Below are 16,290 nucleotides of genomic sequence, written 5' to 3' on the forward strand. Positions count from 1 at the left end.
ACACGATGGTCAAGCCCGGCGACGAATCAAGCTCAGTGCTGGACGACGACCAGCACCTTGAGAGCGGGACGTCATACCAGGTCCGGGATGAGATCGAGGAACTACTGCGGCGCGACCTGCTTGGCCCCTGGGGTGAGGAGGACGAGGCGCTTCCGAATGGGACGAACCCGCGTGAGCGCTATCTCATCGGGATGCTCGGTCCGCGGCACGAAGCGCGGTCGGCCGTCGCAGACGCGAGCGACGTACCGGACACGCAGATCGGCGTGGAGGCTGACGCAAGGGACCCCGAACTCCCGGAGATTCTGACCCCGCAGAGCCTGGGGCGGATCTGGGCTTCGTCGATGGGGATGTCGTTCGCAGTACCGGACGAAGTCGACGTACTGAACGTGCGCTACCAGTGGGCCAGTTACGAGCGGCGGCAAGTCACCGAAGAGGACGGCAAGCCCAAACGAAAGTGGCAGCGCGAGGCACACCAAGACGAGAAGGCCATCCGCCTCGATGACGAATCGCAATATCGTCTAGCGCTTACCGCGACCGAAGAGGCTGAGCCTGGTGTACAGCTGGCTGTCACGATCAGACCGCGGGACGGGCGTCGTGTGGTCGAGCTGGCATTGATCAACGGGCAGCCGGAGCCGGCCGGTGGTGACAAGGACACTGCCTGGTTGTTCCAGACCGGTCTCACGATCACGGCGATCGATGGTGAAGCGGCGATCTTTCTTCCGGTCGAGCCGGCCGCCACCGTCAGCCAGGCAAGCGGCGCTCCGCTAGAGGATCCCGAGGATCTGCATCTGCAGCTGCTCTATCGACATCAGCACCGATACGCCAACGGCCGCAATGTCGCCGTCGACGCTCAGGTCAGGGACGGCCAGACGGCTGCGTATCAGTTGCAGACCACCTGGCTGCCGTCGTACGAAGTGCCGGCGACGGTCGCACCAACTGACGAGATCTTTGATGATCTAGAGCTGTCGATGGACGCGCTTGGCGAGGCGGGACCTGAGCAGCTTCGTGGTGGTCTAAGCCCTCTTGTCGACGAGTACCGCAATTGGATCGGTGAACGCGAGAGCGAGGTCGAGGCTCTCCCCGATCGCCTACAGCCGGCCGCACGAGCGGCGATCGAGGCAGCCCGCACAGCAGCAACACGGATCCAAGCTGGCGTAAGCCTCCTCACCGATGAGACGGCGCTCGGACACGAAGACGCGCTGAATGCATTCAGGTTCGCCAACCAGGCGATGGCGATGCAGCGTCGACACACGACGCTCGCCCGCAAGCGGCAGGACGAGGGCCTCACCTACCGGGAGGCACTCACGAAGGTCGAGGGTGAGGGTGTCAAGGCAGCCTCCTGGCGGCCGTTCCAGCTCGCCTTCGTCCTGCTCAACCTCCCGTCGCTGACTGATCCGGCACACCCTGAGCGTGCCTCGGATCCGACCGCGATTGTCGACCTGCTGTTCTTCCCGACCGGTGGTGGCAAGACCGAGGCGTACCTCGGCCTTACGGCGTACACGCTCGGGATCCGACGCCTGCAGGGGGTCGTCGGTACAGGCGACGCAAAGCGCGACGGCAACGGCGGAACAGCGGTCCTGATGCGCTACACCCTCAGACTCCTTACCGCACAGCAGTTCCAGCGCGCGTCGGCACTCATCTGCGCAACTGAGGTACTTCGTCGCAAGGACGACAAGACCTGGGGAAGTGAGCCGTTCCGGATCGGCCTGTGGGTTGGCTCGGCTGTTTCACCCAACTGGTACGACGACGCGGCGACGCAGATCTCCGAGGCACGAGCATCCGGGGATGGTCGACACACCAATGTTCTGCAGGTACTGACCTGCCCTTGGTGCGGAACCCAGCTTCGAACCGAGCGTGACCTCAAGCCGGACGACGAGGCACGCCGCGTGTACCTCTACTGCTCCAACGGTGAGGGCACGGATGCCTGCCCGTTCTCTCGCCGCCAAAGCAGTGAGGGCCTTCCGATCCTCACGGTCGATGAAGAGGTCTACCGCTACGCGCCGAGCCTGGTCATCGCTACCGTGGACAAGCTGGCCCAGCTTCCCTGGCGTGGGTTCGCCGGGCACTTGTTCGGTCATGTCACGGACTACTGCGAGAGGCATGGATACCGGCATACGGATCTGGACGCCCGAACGAAATGCGGAAGCCGGCATAACAAGAGCAAGAACGGACTGCCGGCTGTCACAAGTCGTCCAGTCGCCATGCTGCGTCCGCCGGACCTCATCATCCAGGATGAGCTGCACCTGATCTCAGGAGCACTCGGTACGACGGTTGGCCTGTTCGAAGCAGCTATCGATCAGCTGTGCACGTGGAAGTTCCAGGACAAGGACGGCAGGATCCACAACACGGCGCCGAAGATCGTTGCGTCGACGGCGACCACGAAGCGAGCCCGTGCGCAGGTGCTCGGCATCTTCGCTCGAGAGCTCGCGGTCTTCCCACCACAGGTGAACGATGTCAGGGACACGTTCTTCTCGCGCCAGGTTGAGGTGACACCCAAGCAGCCCGGTCGGCGGTACCTCGGAGTGTGCGCCCACGGCGTGCGTATGAAGGCGGCGGAGATTCGGCTCGCCGAGATTCTCCTGCTCGCCGGGCAGACGATGTTCGACCGCTTCGGTGAGCCGGTCGACCCCTACATGACGATTGTCGGCTACTTCAACGCAATTCGTGAACTCGCCGGCATGCGCCGCTACCTGGATGACGACGTCACGACTCGCGTACGAAGCGCCGGACGCCGCATGCGGGGCATCTCCAATCGCATCGTGACCAGGACCGGCATGCTCGGCATCCAGGAGCTGACCTCGCGAATCTCGTCCGCCGACATTAGTGAGGTACTGGCGCGCCTTGAGATCGGGTTCGAGGACAGCCTGGACACCAGCGATCGTCGTACCGCGATCGCCAACGAGTTTCGTGAGGCGTTGAGTAGCAGCGGCAAGGGGCGACGCAGTCCGCATGACGTCGCTCAGCGCTGGGGCGATCGCCGCCGTAACAGCCGCGACCCGGTCGATGTCGTGCTTGCCACGTCCATGCTGCAAGTTGGGGTCGACGTATCCCGCTTCGGCCTGATGGTCGTCACTGGTCAGCCAAAGAACACGGCTGAATACATCCAGGCCACCTCTCGGGTCGGACGTGATGCCGCGAGGCCGGGCCTCGTCGTCACTCTGTACAACTGGGCTCGACCACGCGATCTTGCGCATTTCGAGGACTTCGCGCACTACCACTCGACGTTCTACCAGCAGGTCGAGGCGCTGTCGGTCACGCCCTATACGAGGCGGGCACTGGACCGTGGTGCCGCGGCGACCTTCGTCACTGCGGTGCGGCACGCGGATCCAACCTTCTCGCATGACATCGATGCACACGATGTGCCGCTTGATTCGCCAGTGGTTCAGGAAGTGATCGAGCGGCTGGCCGCGCGGGCAGAGCATGTCGATGGAACCCGTGGTCGGGCTCATCTCGAGGAGAGGATCAAAGCGGTCATCGACCGCTGGAAAGAGAAGAAGAACCGGCCCGCAAGGCTCGCCTACGAAGCAGCACGCAAAGACAAGTCCAACTTGCAGCCGTTGCTGGAGCGAGCAGGCGCAGGGAAGTGGGACGTCCTGACCGTGGGCCTCTCCATGCGCGAGACGGAGCCCGACATCAACCTACTCATCCCCGGAGGTGAGCAGCTCTTCACGCCGATGTATGCCGCACCCTCTTGGTCATTTGTCGCATCGGATGGAGCGGACGACGACGACCACGCAGTGGGCGACGATGACGGTGACGAGGGGGAGCGATGAACGGCAGACATATCCGCCGCGTAGGTTCGGTTCGCCCAAGCCATTTGATGTTCACCAGCGGGGTTGGCGCGTTGGTCGACCTGCCGAACTTCTCGGTCCTGGTTCAAGGGCTCGACGAGTGGCGCGACATCGGCGTACCGACTGACTCGTTGACGCTGGCTGAGGTCCCACCACATCTGATGCGAGCCGTGCGCAAACTGGCCGGCCGCTCGGTGAAGGAACTTCGGCCCGCACCATGGGCTCCTGAGACCGACCAGATGCGCGGCGAAGACCCGTCGCTGCGGATCGGCGTACCCGTCATACCGTTCCCAGGGTGGCTGCGCTGCACCGCTTGCAACGAGCTGGCAGCGATCGCGTCGGGCGCGTTCCAGTTCGAGAACAGCCGGGTACGACGCCCGCACGATGCCCGCTTCTTCCACGGCAACTGTGGACGTAAGAGCGGCGGACGCGCGCCTCTCGCTGTTGCCGCCCGATTCGTATTGGCCTGCCAGTCCGGCCATCTGGACGACTTCCCGTACGCCGTGTTCGTCCACAAGGGGGCTGGGTGTCCTGCGGGAGAACACTCGAGGCTGCGAATGGAGGACCGCGGCGGAATGCTTGGAGCGAACGTGCAGATCACCTGCCTGGCATGCGACGCGAACCGGAACATTCGCGAGGCGCTCGGCGAGCGGGGCAAGGAGAACCTGCCGCTGTGCCGAGGTCGCCATCCTCACCTGGGCAACAACTTCGAGAAGTGCGACAACGAAACCAAGCTTCTCGTCGTGGGTGCGTCAAATCAGTGGTTTGCCCAGACATTGAGTGCGCTGGCGGTGCCGAAGCCGGGCGAGAACGAACTTCAATCCAAGGTCGAGGCTCATTGGGGCACATTGGAGGGCTTGCCAGGTCTGGCGATGATGCCGTACATGCGGACCGTCGTACCGGCCCTCCGAGAGTTCGAGAAATGGACGGACGGTGAGATCTGGGACGCGATCGAGAGCCAGCGTGGGGCAGTCGAACAGGCTGGCATAGAGGACGCCTATGCTGACCTACTTGCTCCGGAGTGGGCCGTCTTCACGGCTGACCGCGCACCGGAACCGTCTGACGATTTCACGATCGCGCGGTTGCCCAACGGCGTACCGGCAATGCTCAAGGACGTGCTTGCCGATGTAGTACAGGTCGAGCGCCTTCGTGAGGTTCGTGCATTGGTCGGTTTCACCAGGCTCGATGCGCCGGACCCGGAGGATCCTGATCTCGTCACCAGAGCGCCGCTATCTCGTGGAGAGCCGACCTGGCTTCCAGGTTCCGAGGTACGCGGAGAGGGCATCTTCCTTCGCCTGCCGGAGGATCTGGTGGCCGATTGGCAGGCGCGAGTCGGATCATCGACTGAGCTTGGTCTGCACCTGGATGCCTATGGTCGCTTCCGTGAGAATCGATACTCCGATCGGCTGCCGCACGGCTTTGACCCGCTCGAGCATTGGCCAGGGGCGCGCTACATCGCGCTGCATACGTTCTCTCACCTCCTGATTCGGACGATCGCGCTTGAGTGCGGCTACAACTCCGCGAGCCTGTCAGAGCGGATCTACACGACCACGGAAACCGGTGAAGCGCGTGCCGGAATCCTGATCTACACCGCGGTTCCGGACGCGGAGGGGACGCTGGGCGGATTGGTCTCGCAGGCCGAGCCGGGCACTCTGGAGCGGCTCGTTCGGCAGGCTCTCCACGGGGCGATGCATTGCTCGTCGGACCCACTCTGCGCCGAGCGTCTTCCCCACAAACCGGCTGACTTTCTGCACGGCGCCGCGTGCCATGTGTGCCTGTTCCTGTCCGAGACCACCTGCGAACGCGGTAACCGGTTCCTCGACCGCCGATTCGTTGTACCGATTGATAACTCGGATCTGGCGCTGTTCCGGGACCTGCCGTGAATCGATCAGTGGGGGAGGGGGAGATGTCGCCGCCGGGTGACGTCTCCGACCGGGTCGCGTTGATCGGTTTGGCGTTCGCCGAGAGGTGGGGATCGAATCGGCTGCTCGGGGTCCTGGATCGGATCGCGGCCGGCATGTCGCGTGACATCCTCCTGGCTACAGCCCACAGCGGGGAGTATGCCGACTCGGTGGGCGCGCTGGACGCCGCCATCGAATCGTCAGGAAGCCCGCAGAGCGAGTCTCTTGCGCTGCTCCGAGGCGTCGCCGCCGGCTATATCCGGGGGGCGAATAGTGTGCGAGTAGAGCTCGTGTGGAGTGGCCCGAGCAGCCACCGCGTGCCCGTGCGTTCAACTGCACAGGTACTCACAGATGTCGTGGCTGCTGCCGAGAACAACCTTCTGTTGATGACGTACTCCGCCAGGGAGTATCCGCCGCTGGTCGCCGCATTACGGGGCGCGTACGGACGCGGCGTCACTGTGACGGTTGTGGTGGAGACCCTGCAGGGCGCAGGTGGCGCGATCGTCGGCAGAGAGCCCGCTACCGCTTTTCTCGGCGTCCCAGGCATCGAGCTGTGGCACTGGCCGACCAGCGAGCGGACGGAGCCAGGTGCCAAGATGCACGCGAAACTCGCTGTTGCGGATCGTCGGATCCTCTTCGTATCGAGTGCGAATCTCACCCAGGCAGGGGTGGCGAAGAACGTGGAGGCCGGCCTTCTGGTCACTGGCGGTACGGCGCCAGAGCGCGCGGCCGAGCATGTCACTCAGCTGCAGTCATCGGGAACTCTGTGCCGTCTTCAGGTCGGCGAGCCGGGAACGGCGGTCGGCTGATGGCATCGGACGTCACAATCGCGGCCCTAGACATAGCGCGTGTCGCCGGTGTCGGACGCGCAGCGGTTAGCAATTGGCGACGTAGGTACTCGGACTTCCCCCAGCCTGTCGGTGGCACGACCAGCAGCCCGCTCTTCTCACTCGATCAGGTTGAAACCTGGCTCGACGCGCACGGCAAGTCGTTTCGTCTCTCGCCGGCCGATCGCTTCTGGCAACGAGTCCGTACGACGGTGGACGACATTCGCCTAGGCGAATTCGTCGGCCACATCGGCGCGTGTCTCGTGGTGGCGAAGCGTCAGCCGGAGGTGTGGGCGCGATCGACCGTTGGGACCGATAAGAAGGTGGCTGCCGCGCTCGAGAGCGCAATCGCTCGAAATCCGGACCTCCCAAGGACGGACCTCGACGGCTTCCCTGACAGCTGGGTGGGGCTCTTCAAGGAAGCGGCCAAGCTTGCCTCGACGGATGGTGCGTCGGCGACGTATGAGCGCCTTTGCGAGCAATACCAAGAGACGCGTGCACGTCGTGGAGTGACTGCAGGCTCAGAAGTCATCGACTTGATAGCGAAGATTGCTTCGACCGCCATCGGCTCCGGTGGATCGGTATTGGATCCGTCCTGCGGCATCGGCACACTCCTGAAGGCCCTTCGCGAAGCTGGGGGTAGCCGCCTACTGGGCCAGGATGCTGACGAATTCGCGGCCCGTATCTGTGCAAGCAGACTCATCCTTGATGGTCACCCGCAGGTCGAGGTTTCGGTCGGTGATGCGGTCAGGGCGGATGCATTCCACGGTGAGCTCGTTGATCTTGTGGCGTGCGAGCCGGCTGTCGATCGGGCATGGGGCTACGACGATCTGATCGCTGACTCGAGATGGGCGTTTGGTCTGCCTCCACGTTCCGAGCCCGAGCTGGCCTGGCTGCAGCACTGCATTGCTCATCTGCGTCCAGGTGGGGTGGGTGCTCTCGTACTCCCGGCCGCGGTGGCGAGTCGCCGAGCCGGTCGTCGAATCCGGGGGAACTTGCTCAGGGGCGGACTCTTGCGGGCAGTCATCGGGCTGCCGGTGTCTGGGTCTGGTGTTGTCGGGCCAAGGGATCTCTGGATCCTGGTCAAGCCCGATGGCGGTGAGATCCCACAGAGCGTGCTGATGGTCGATGGATCACATGAGTCCATCGACCTGCCGGCGACATGGCAGGCGTTCTTATCCGACCAGGTGCTCGGTGACGGTGCTCGCGCCGTACGAGTGATCGATCTGCTGGACGATGAGATCGACCTCAGCCCGGCGCGTCAGGTCGAGATGTCGAAGCCGTCCGATGCCGGCGCGTATGTGGAGTCCGAGGCGGCTTGGCGCAAAATCGTCGAGACTCTGGAGGATGCCCTACCGCGGTTGTCTCAGGGACAAGCCGCCGAGCAGCTCAACCTGACGACGGTCGGTGAGTTGTCGAAGGCCGGCGTGATAGAAATTCACCAGGCACCGATGAAGATGGATACCGGCCACGACGGTCGACCAGTATTGACGGCTCGAGATCTCAGGCATAGTCAGCCCCCGTCGGAACATGCCGGGTCGGTGCCGGGTGCTGTCGAGCTCCGCCCCGGTGACGTCGTTGCGCCCCTACTGCGGGCGGGTCGAGTGCGGGTGATCGCCGAGGGCGGCGCCTTGCTAGGGCCGAACCTGGTCATGCTTCGGCCGGATCCCAGCCGCATGGATTCAGAGTTTCTGGCCGGCTGCCTGCGCGCGGCTGAGCATGCGACATCTGCGCGGGCGTCGAGTGTCTCGGGACGATTTGATACACGGAGGGTACGTGTGCCCCGCCTGGCCATTGACGACCAGCGTCGGCTGGGCGCGGCCTTCAAGGACCTGGCGGCGGTCGAGTCGAGGTTGGCGGAGCTACAAGAGATGAGCACCAAGCTCATTCGGACTGCACGGCTGGGCTTGATTCAGGGGGTCCTCGAGGCATGACCAACCGCGTGCTCGGCGGACGATACGAACTGCAGGCCTTGCCGCTCGCCCGTGGTGGGATGGGGGAGGTGTGGGTCGGCCGGGATGTCCGACTGGAGCGAGAGGTCGCGGTCAAGTTCCTGCGATTCCCTGATGGCACTCGCGATGAGGAATTGGTGCGCCGATTCGTGCGCGAATCGCGGATCACTGCGCGGCTCGAGCATCCCGGCATTCCGGCTGTGTACGACGTGGGCACCGACGACGATCGGCCGTACCTCGTAATGCAACGAATCAACGGTACGACGATAGCCGACGTTGTCGCGGAGAACGGGCCGCTGCCGATCGGCTGGGCAGCCACCATCGCTGCCCAGATCTGTGCCGTACTCACGATCGCCCATCGAGCGTCACTTGTGCATCGTGACCTCAAGCCGGGCAACGTGATGCTGTGTCCGGATGGCACGGTGAAGGTCCTCGACTTCGGACTCGCCGTCGCGTTGGATCTCCGAGACGTCTCCCAGATCACGCGGACCGGTCAGACGATCGGAACGCCCGCATATATGGCACCCGAGCAGGTCATGGCGGCGCTCAGCGGCCCACAGAGCGACCTGTACGCGTTGGGGTGCACCCTGCATGAGATGTTGACTGGGCGGCAGCCGTTCACCGGTCCAACGCCCTACTCGATCATGAACAAGCAAGTCAGCGAACGCCCTCTCGCCGTCCGGCGTCGTCGTACGGAGGTTCCGCAGGCTCTCGATGAACTGGTCCTCGAGCTGATGGAGAAGAAGTCGGACGATCGCCCCGTGAGCGCAGAGATAGTTTTCGATCGGCTCAGCCCCTTCATTGCCGACCTTGGGCCTCTGCCACCGGTGCTGCGCTCATTGGACGGTCACGATGCAGTGCGCATGTACGCGGCTGCCCTCAGCCAAGCGCGACGTCGTTCAGACGCACCCGATACTGCGCCAACATCGACCACGGCGACCGCTGGTGAACCTAAGCCGGAGGTCAACCTCGGTGCCTTCAGCCGTGGGCAGCTAGCGAGGGCGCGTGTGGAGGCGACGGAACTGATTAATCAGTCCCGCTTTAGTCAAGCCGCGGAAGTGTTGGATGCTCTCGCCGAGCCGGCGACGCGGGCACTCGGCGCCGTTGATTCGGATGTGGTGAGCTTGCGTCTCGAGTTGGCTGATGTGCTCTTCGAAGGTGGGAACTATCGTGCCGCCGGGCCGATCTATCACCAGCTTGGAACAGACCTGGTCGACGTACGGGGTCCTCATGACGACCTCGTCTTTAGGTGCCGGCTGCAGGAGGCTACCTGCCAGGCGCTGATCGGGCAGTCCGGCATGGCCATCGAACAGCTGAAAGGCTTGCTGCATGACGAAAATCAGGTCTTGGGCGCCAACGACTCGAGGACTCTCGAACTGCGACGACAGATAGGACTTCTGCAGCTCGGTGCCGGTCGCACCGAGGAGTCTGCCGAACTGCTCGGCGAGCTGCTAGCAGATCTCGAACAGCTCCGTGGCGTAGACGACCCGCTGACGATCAAGGTGCGCGACCTGCTTCACGGGATTCCACGGACGGAGGGCTGAGATGCCAAGACTGGCGATCGACAGGGAATTCCTGCGTGACTTCGCGCGATTGGACCGCAAGCTTCAGGATCGGGTCTCCGATGTGTTCTCGAAGTTCGATGAGGCCACTCATGCGGGGATCCATCTGGAGAAGGTCGGCAACGCGCGCGACGACCGACTGCGGTCGATCCGGATCGACAAGTTCTGGCGCGGCGTAGTACTGGCTCCGGAGTCCGGCGATACCTACACGTTGCTGAAAGTTCTGGCGCATGACGACGCCTATGTCTGGGCGCAGCGCCGCCAGGTGTCGGTCAACACCGTGACCGGGCGAATCGAGATCAGGGATGTCGAGGCGATCGACGCGACGTTACCCGAGCTGAGTCGAGCGGCCGGCGGCAAGGACGAGCGACTCTTCTCCCACATTGGCGACGGGGATCTACGTCGTTTGGGCGTGGATGACCAGACCCGGGAGTTCGCCGGAGTCTTAACCGACATCGTGCAGCTCGAGGCGGCGAGGGCATTCCTTCCACAACATCAGTGGGAGGCTCTCTATGGACTCGCCGCGGGGTTGACGCCCGAAGAAGTCTGGAGCGAGCTAGGCGCTCCGCAAGCCGATGAGCAGATCGATCCGGATGACGTTGACGCCGCGGTCCAACGTACGGCGGAGCGCGTACTACTGGTGTCTGGGTCAGCAGAGCTGCTTGAAGTGTTTCGGCGCCCGCTGGAACTGTGGCGCGTCTACCTGCATCCCTCCCAGTGCAAGGTCGCGAACGCGTCGTACCGCGGTCCTGCTCGTGTGACCGGTGGCCCAGGCACGGGCAAGACGGTGGTGGCGATGCATCGCGCGCATCATCTTGCCCGTGAAGGTGAAGGTCGTGTTCTCGTCACCACTTTCACGTCGACACTCGCCACGTCCCTCCAGCTCGGACTCGACCTCCTGGTGAATGATCCGAGAGTTCGGAACAGAATCACGGTGCAGCACGTTGACCAGCTGGCGCACCAGGTCCTCCGACAGCGGCTGGGGCAGCCTAAGATGCTTTCCGCGACGGACGAGACGCGGCGTTGGCGTCAGATCCGTCGAAGCTTGAGGCTGCCCCTCAGCGAGATATTCTTGGCTGAGGAGTGGCGACAGGTCGTGCTTGCCCAGCAGCTGTCGGACTGCGATGCGTATCTAGAAGCCGAGCGCACAGGACGCGGGCGGGCACTGGGCAGCCGCCAACGTTCTCAAGTCTGGGAGGCCATCGACATCTTCCAGCGCGGACTCCTGGACGCTGGACTCTGGACGCACGAGACTGTGCAGGCTGAAGCCGCCGCTATGTTGAGCGAAGCGGACGACAAACCGTTCCGCCATGTCGTTGTCGACGAGGCGCAAGATCTCAGCCCGAGTCAATGGCGCCTCTTGCGCGCAACAGTCCCGCACGCACCGGATGACGTGTTTATCGCCGGCGATACTCACCAACGGATCTACCAACATCGCATCAGCCTTAAGAATGTGGGCATGAACATCGCGGGACGGTCGGTTCGGCTGACCGTCAACTACCGCACTACGGCCGAGATCCTTGCCTGGAGTCTCAACATGCTGCATGGTCAGGCAATCGACGACATGGACGGCGGCTCGGAGACGGTCGCCGGATACCGCTGCGAGACACACGGCGTGCCGCCGCAACTCAATGGGTTCCTTGGCCGAACCGATGAACAGCGTGCACTCGTGGAACAGGTCCGGGCCTGGATGGATGCGGGAGTGGAGCCCAGCGAAATTGGCATCGCAGCTCGGTCGAACGGCGCTGTGGACACGGTGGTAATGGAGCTGAGGCGGTCGGAGATCGAGGCCCATGCACTTACGGATTCGCATGCAGGCGTGAATGCTGTCTCAGTGGGAACCATGCATCGAATGAAAGGGCTGGAGTTCCGCTGCATGGCAGTCGTCGGTGTGACGGCGCAGCAGGTTCCGCCGCCAAGTGCTGTCGCTCCGATTGAGGAGGACCGGGCGACTCACCTACAGGGTCTGCAACGCGAGCGCTGTCTCCTCTTCGTGGCCTGTACTCGTGCCCGAGAACAGCTGTACGTCTCCTGGCACGGCATGCCCAGCGAATTCATCGAGCGCGTTCTCTGATTTGGAGTCATACATAGTGTCCATGGCCGTGAGGGTCCCCCGCTAGTGGAGGTCAACGCTGGTGGCCAGGCAGAAGCCCCCATCGCCCGTTCGTCGTGTTGGCCGGAAGCTTCCATTGAAGACTGCGAGGGAACGGATGGACCACATTTCGGCCTATCGAGAGGTGTGCCCTTTCTGTGGTGCCGCTGTGATCAGTGGCATCACCGCGAAGGCGGTGAAGCGGGTGATCGAGCCGCACGAGTCCGGCGGTGGTGCGCCCGGGGGGGTTGCGGGACATAGCCACGACCTGGTCATGGGCTTGGTGGCCGAGCGCGTCGCCAAGACGCAGGGCCGGATCACCGCGGAGCGGCATTGCCGGTCGCGCGGGCCCCTGGCGATGCCGGTCGGCGCGGAACTTCCGCCGAGTGATCGCGGAGGAGACAGGCTTTGTGGCGTAGGGAGAACCACCGTGGAGGCAGGCGGTATGGTCGCCGTGGGAGCATCTCCTGATCGACTGGCGCAGTCTGGGCGGCTTACGCGTTCTGCGCGGTGATGGCCTGGCGCCGGGTCCGGTTCGTGCCGTTCGCGCTGCACGAGCGGGCCGAGACGACGCTGCCTGGCTGACGGAGTGTTTCGAGACCCTCGGCCGGGGTGCTGGCCGACCGGATGGGCTGCCTCAAGCGCAGGGTGGTCGCGAACAAGGTCGTCAGGCCTCTGCACTACGTGCGGTTCGCCGCACACCACGGGGTTCCAGCCCGACTTTTGTGGGCGAACGACGCGCAGAGCGGGGGGATCGTGGAGAGCCTGGTGGGTTGCGCCAGGCTCTATCTGAGTAGCCGCCGGCACCGTTCGGTGACCTCAGTAACGTTCCCCGCGCTGATGCGATATACGTGCGTATGCTCGCCATGACATGGCTCATACACTCAATTAATGTAGTGCCTTCTAGTCGCAACTGATTATATGGAGCGTGCCTTGAGTCTATCCGACGGTGACACTTTTGAAATCGACCCGAGTGATGAGTCTGAGGATGACTCCAATGCTCGAGCAGAGGATGCTTCAAATGCGGTAGTTGCGGCGACTGATTGGACTGCAGAGACCATTCTGAATCAGTTGCGACGTGGCAACATCGAGCTCAACCCGAGCTTCCAGCGCCGCGATGCGTGGACTGTCGATCGGAAAAGCAGATTCATCGAGAGCCTAATGATGGGAATTCCAATTCCTCAGCTTGTACTGGCGGAGCGGCCGGGGCAGCGTGGTCGTTACATCGTCATTGATGGGAAGCAGCGGCTACTATCGCTAGCCCAGTATGCTGGCTTCTTGGACGGTTCGGCACGCAATAGCTTTACCCTCAGTCGCCTGACGCTTCGGCCGGATCTCAATGGCGTGAATTTTGCTAAGCTCCAGGATGAGCCCGTTTGGAACAACGATCTCAATGCGCTCGAAAATTCGACAATCAGGACCGTTGTCATTAGGAACTGGCCGTCGGAAGAATATCTCTATTTGGTCTTCCATAGACTTAATACTGGTAGCGTTCCGCTAAGCCCCCAGGAGCTGCGTCAGGCTCTGCATCCAGGCCCATTCACCGATTTCGTAGACAAGTACTCTTTCGAGAGCATGTCGTTCCGTGCCGCCTTGGGTCTTCGCGGTCCCGATTTTCGGATGCGTGATGCGGAGCTGATGACAAGAGCATTCTCATTCCTCTACTTTCTCGAAGACTACTCGGGTAATCTTAAGCAATTCTTGGATTTGACCTGCAAGAGTCTCAATGCTCGCTGGGATGCCGAGTCGGACCGGATCGTCGACTCGGCGCACAGTTTGGATAAAGCCATCGATGCGTGTATCGAAATATTTGGGCAGAATGTATTTCGCAGGTATGTGGGATCGAGCTACGAGAATCGGTTTAATCGGGCGATCTTCGACGTGCAGGTCCTCTTCCTCGCGGATCCCAAGGTACGGGTAAAAGCGCTCAAGCAGGCCGCTGCAACTCGTTCAGCCTTCGAGAAGCTATCCGCCAGCTCAGCATTCGCTGAAGCGACGACATCAACGACGAAGAGTATCACTGCAACATATACGCGTCTTGCGCTCTGGTCGAAATCCCTGACCGAGGTGCTGGGCCCGGTCGCTCCTCGCGTGGAATTGATAAACAATCGAATTGTACGCCGGGGGGTTTGATGGCAAGTCAGCGATATCGAAGCTTGAAGCTTCGAATTTCAGTTCTCAAGCGCCGACTCCCTCGCCCTGATCCAACTGGGAACTATACGAATCGTCAGCTAGATGCCACTCTTGGCTTTCGCTTGCTTGCTCATGCAGAGTTGGAATCTTGTCTGGAGGATCTGGCCAGCAATACACTCAAGCGTGGGCTGGATACCTACCGATCGAAGGGAATAGTTACCCGACCAGTGGCAGCAGCATGTTCGGTTTATGGGCGTCAGTTCAAGAAGTATGCGATTGGTGAAGTGGGGGATCTCGATTCTCAAGTCGAGATCGCGGTCACTGAGCACTACCGGATTATAAATTCAAGCCACGGTATACGAGAGCGTAATGTGCTTCAGTTGCTATTGCCAGTTGGAGTTCGACTTAGCGATCTCGATCACAAATGGCTGGCCGACATGGACAGCTTCGGGCGACGGCGCGGGGATACCGCGCATCGAAGCGTCGGAAGCCAATTGCTTCCTGATCCAGTCCAGGAAAGGAGGGATGTGACCTCGTTGGTTGATGGACTCGCGCCCGTGGACAAGCTGTTAGCCCGATTGGCGTAGGGTCCTGACGACAGCCTGAGGGCAGGCAATCGGGATTACCCGGCCCGGGCGCGCTGACCACGCAGAGTCGGCAGGAATCATGTCCCTTAGGTTAACCTGCTTTGAACTGTTCATATCGCCACTCAAGAGCCTTGGCGCTCGGCTGCTCGACCTTTCGGCGGGGCAACGAAATAGTTGCGCCGTGCATCTGCTGGAGGCCGTATTTCAGCATCGGGCCATCGGTCTCCGCTAACAGGGCTTTGTTGATCTGGACCACGCGGTCGGGGCGGATGCCGAGCAGGTTTTGGTCGTAGGCCGCGTGGTGGATCTTGCAGAGGCTGAGGCCGTTGCTAACAAGTGGAAGGCCGGCCTCTTCGGAGTCTGGCACGATGTGCGCGGCATCGAGGAGTTCGCCATGCTGGAGACGACAGACGGCGCATCGAGTCTGGTAGGCCCTGATGACTGAGCCGCGGAAGACTTCCTGGTGGAGGCGCCGGCGTGTGACCTGCTCGGCGTAGCGCTTGACTGGCTCGGACAGATTCTGCGGGTGCTCGATGAATCGGAGTGACTCGTCCAGAGCGATCATGAACTGCCGGGCCGTGTCGTCGTGGGCGATCGCGAACACCGGAAAGATCGGTACGAAGACGCCGGCCTCCAGCTTGTGTAGCAGGATTAGCGGCGCACCGAGGCCGATCGCTTGTCGCAGCTTGCGGTTATCGCCATCGGTCGAGCCGGCCCTGTATGCATAGAGGAAGAAGCCGCGGTCGACCTGGCGGTCGTCGTACGGACCGGTCGGCGAACTGACGATGGACAGGGTTGCGTTGAGGTCGCGAGGATTCCAGATTCCCCGGGACGCATCGATCAGGCGTCGCCGCTCGCCATTGATCTCGAAGTTGGTCAGTTGGTCGCGGGTAACCGTGCCGCCTGATTGATCACGGAGGTGCGCCAGCCGAACCATGATTTGGTTGCGGAGGGCGAAGTCGGCGGAAAGGTCCAAACCCATTACTTGGCCTCCGTTGAGACGCGGCTCTTGTCGACGTGATCCTACGGAATGACGGGGAGCCAACTGTCGGGGCATACTGACCGCCAAGTCGGAGCCGCAGCCAGCCTGTGACGCGGTTGACTAAGACGGCAACCTCGGTGGGCCGTAACCATGAACACCCTGAACCGATGATCCACGCGTGCTGCGGACTGGGGTGAACTTCAGATTCTGGGCTACGAGGTGCCCGACGACCGCTGGCGCACCCGTCTGCCAGCAGATGGGATTCGTCAATTTCATCGCGCGATCTTCGGCGACGGACCCACAGGAGCCGACTCCTCCGGTCGAGTGGCTCCGGGGTGGCCTGCGATCCTCAACCGCTCGCAGAGATGACGGCTGCTTGAGACTGTGCGCCGGTTTCGCCAACGATGTAACGGATGGGCTTCGACTGACGATCTCCCTCTTGGAGACTACCGGCAGTGACGCG

Annotated in this window: 8 protein-coding genes; 7 read left to right on the top strand and 1 reads right to left on the bottom strand. The window is 62.4% G+C overall.

Annotated elements, in window-relative coordinates:
* The first annotated feature begins 5 nt into the window (after positions 1 to 5).
* The 7 genes from drmA (at position 6) to ABD210_RS18260 (ending at position 14,258) form a co-directional block, all read left to right on the top strand.
* Complete coding sequence (drmA, locus tag ABD210_RS18230; protein WP_344114118.1) at positions 6 to 3,773, top strand: DISARM system helicase DrmA; 3,768 nt, start codon at positions 6 to 8, stop codon at positions 3,771 to 3,773.
* Entirely contained in the window at positions 3,770 to 5,674 is a 1,905-nt protein-coding gene (gene drmB, locus ABD210_RS18235) for a DrmB family protein (protein WP_344112822.1), read from the top strand. The genes drmA and drmB overlap by 4 nt, the downstream gene beginning before the upstream one ends.
* A 23-nt stretch (positions 5,675 to 5,697) precedes the next feature.
* Positions 5,698 to 6,501, top strand: coding sequence for a DISARM system phospholipase D-like protein DrmC (drmC, locus tag ABD210_RS18240; protein WP_344112824.1), 804 nt, complete (start codon positions 5,698 to 5,700; stop codon positions 6,499 to 6,501).
* Positions 6,501 to 8,453, top strand: a complete 1,953-nt coding sequence (locus ABD210_RS18245) for an N-6 DNA methylase (protein ID WP_344112825.1) — start codon at positions 6,501 to 6,503, stop codon at positions 8,451 to 8,453. Before drmC ends, ABD210_RS18245 begins: the two co-directional genes overlap by 1 nt.
* Positions 8,450 to 10,015 (top strand): serine/threonine-protein kinase, encoded by a 1,566-nt coding sequence (locus tag ABD210_RS18250; RefSeq protein ID WP_344112826.1) that lies wholly within the window; start codon positions 8,450 to 8,452, stop codon positions 10,013 to 10,015. Before ABD210_RS18245 ends, ABD210_RS18250 begins: the two co-directional genes overlap by 4 nt.
* A 1-nt stretch (position 10,016) precedes the next feature.
* Positions 10,017 to 12,107 (top strand): UvrD-helicase domain-containing protein, encoded by a 2,091-nt coding sequence (locus tag ABD210_RS18255; protein WP_344112828.1) that lies wholly within the window; start codon positions 10,017 to 10,019, stop codon positions 12,105 to 12,107.
* A gap of 951 nt (positions 12,108 to 13,058) precedes the next feature.
* Entirely contained in the window at positions 13,059 to 14,258 is a 1,200-nt protein-coding gene (locus ABD210_RS18260; RefSeq protein ID WP_344112829.1) for a GmrSD restriction endonuclease domain-containing protein, read from the top strand.
* A gap of 678 nt (positions 14,259 to 14,936) precedes the next feature.
* On the opposite strand, the gene ABD210_RS18265 is transcribed toward ABD210_RS18260, so the two are convergent.
* A complete protein-coding gene (locus ABD210_RS18265; RefSeq protein WP_344112831.1) occupies positions 14,937 to 15,827 on the bottom strand; it encodes an HNH endonuclease in 891 nt (296 codons plus the stop codon).
* Positions 15,828 to 16,290: the final 463 nt, after the last annotated feature.

It is taken from the genome of Kribbella alba (assembly GCF_039529635.1).
Lineage (GTDB): Bacteria > Actinomycetota > Actinomycetes > Propionibacteriales > Kribbellaceae > Kribbella > Kribbella alba.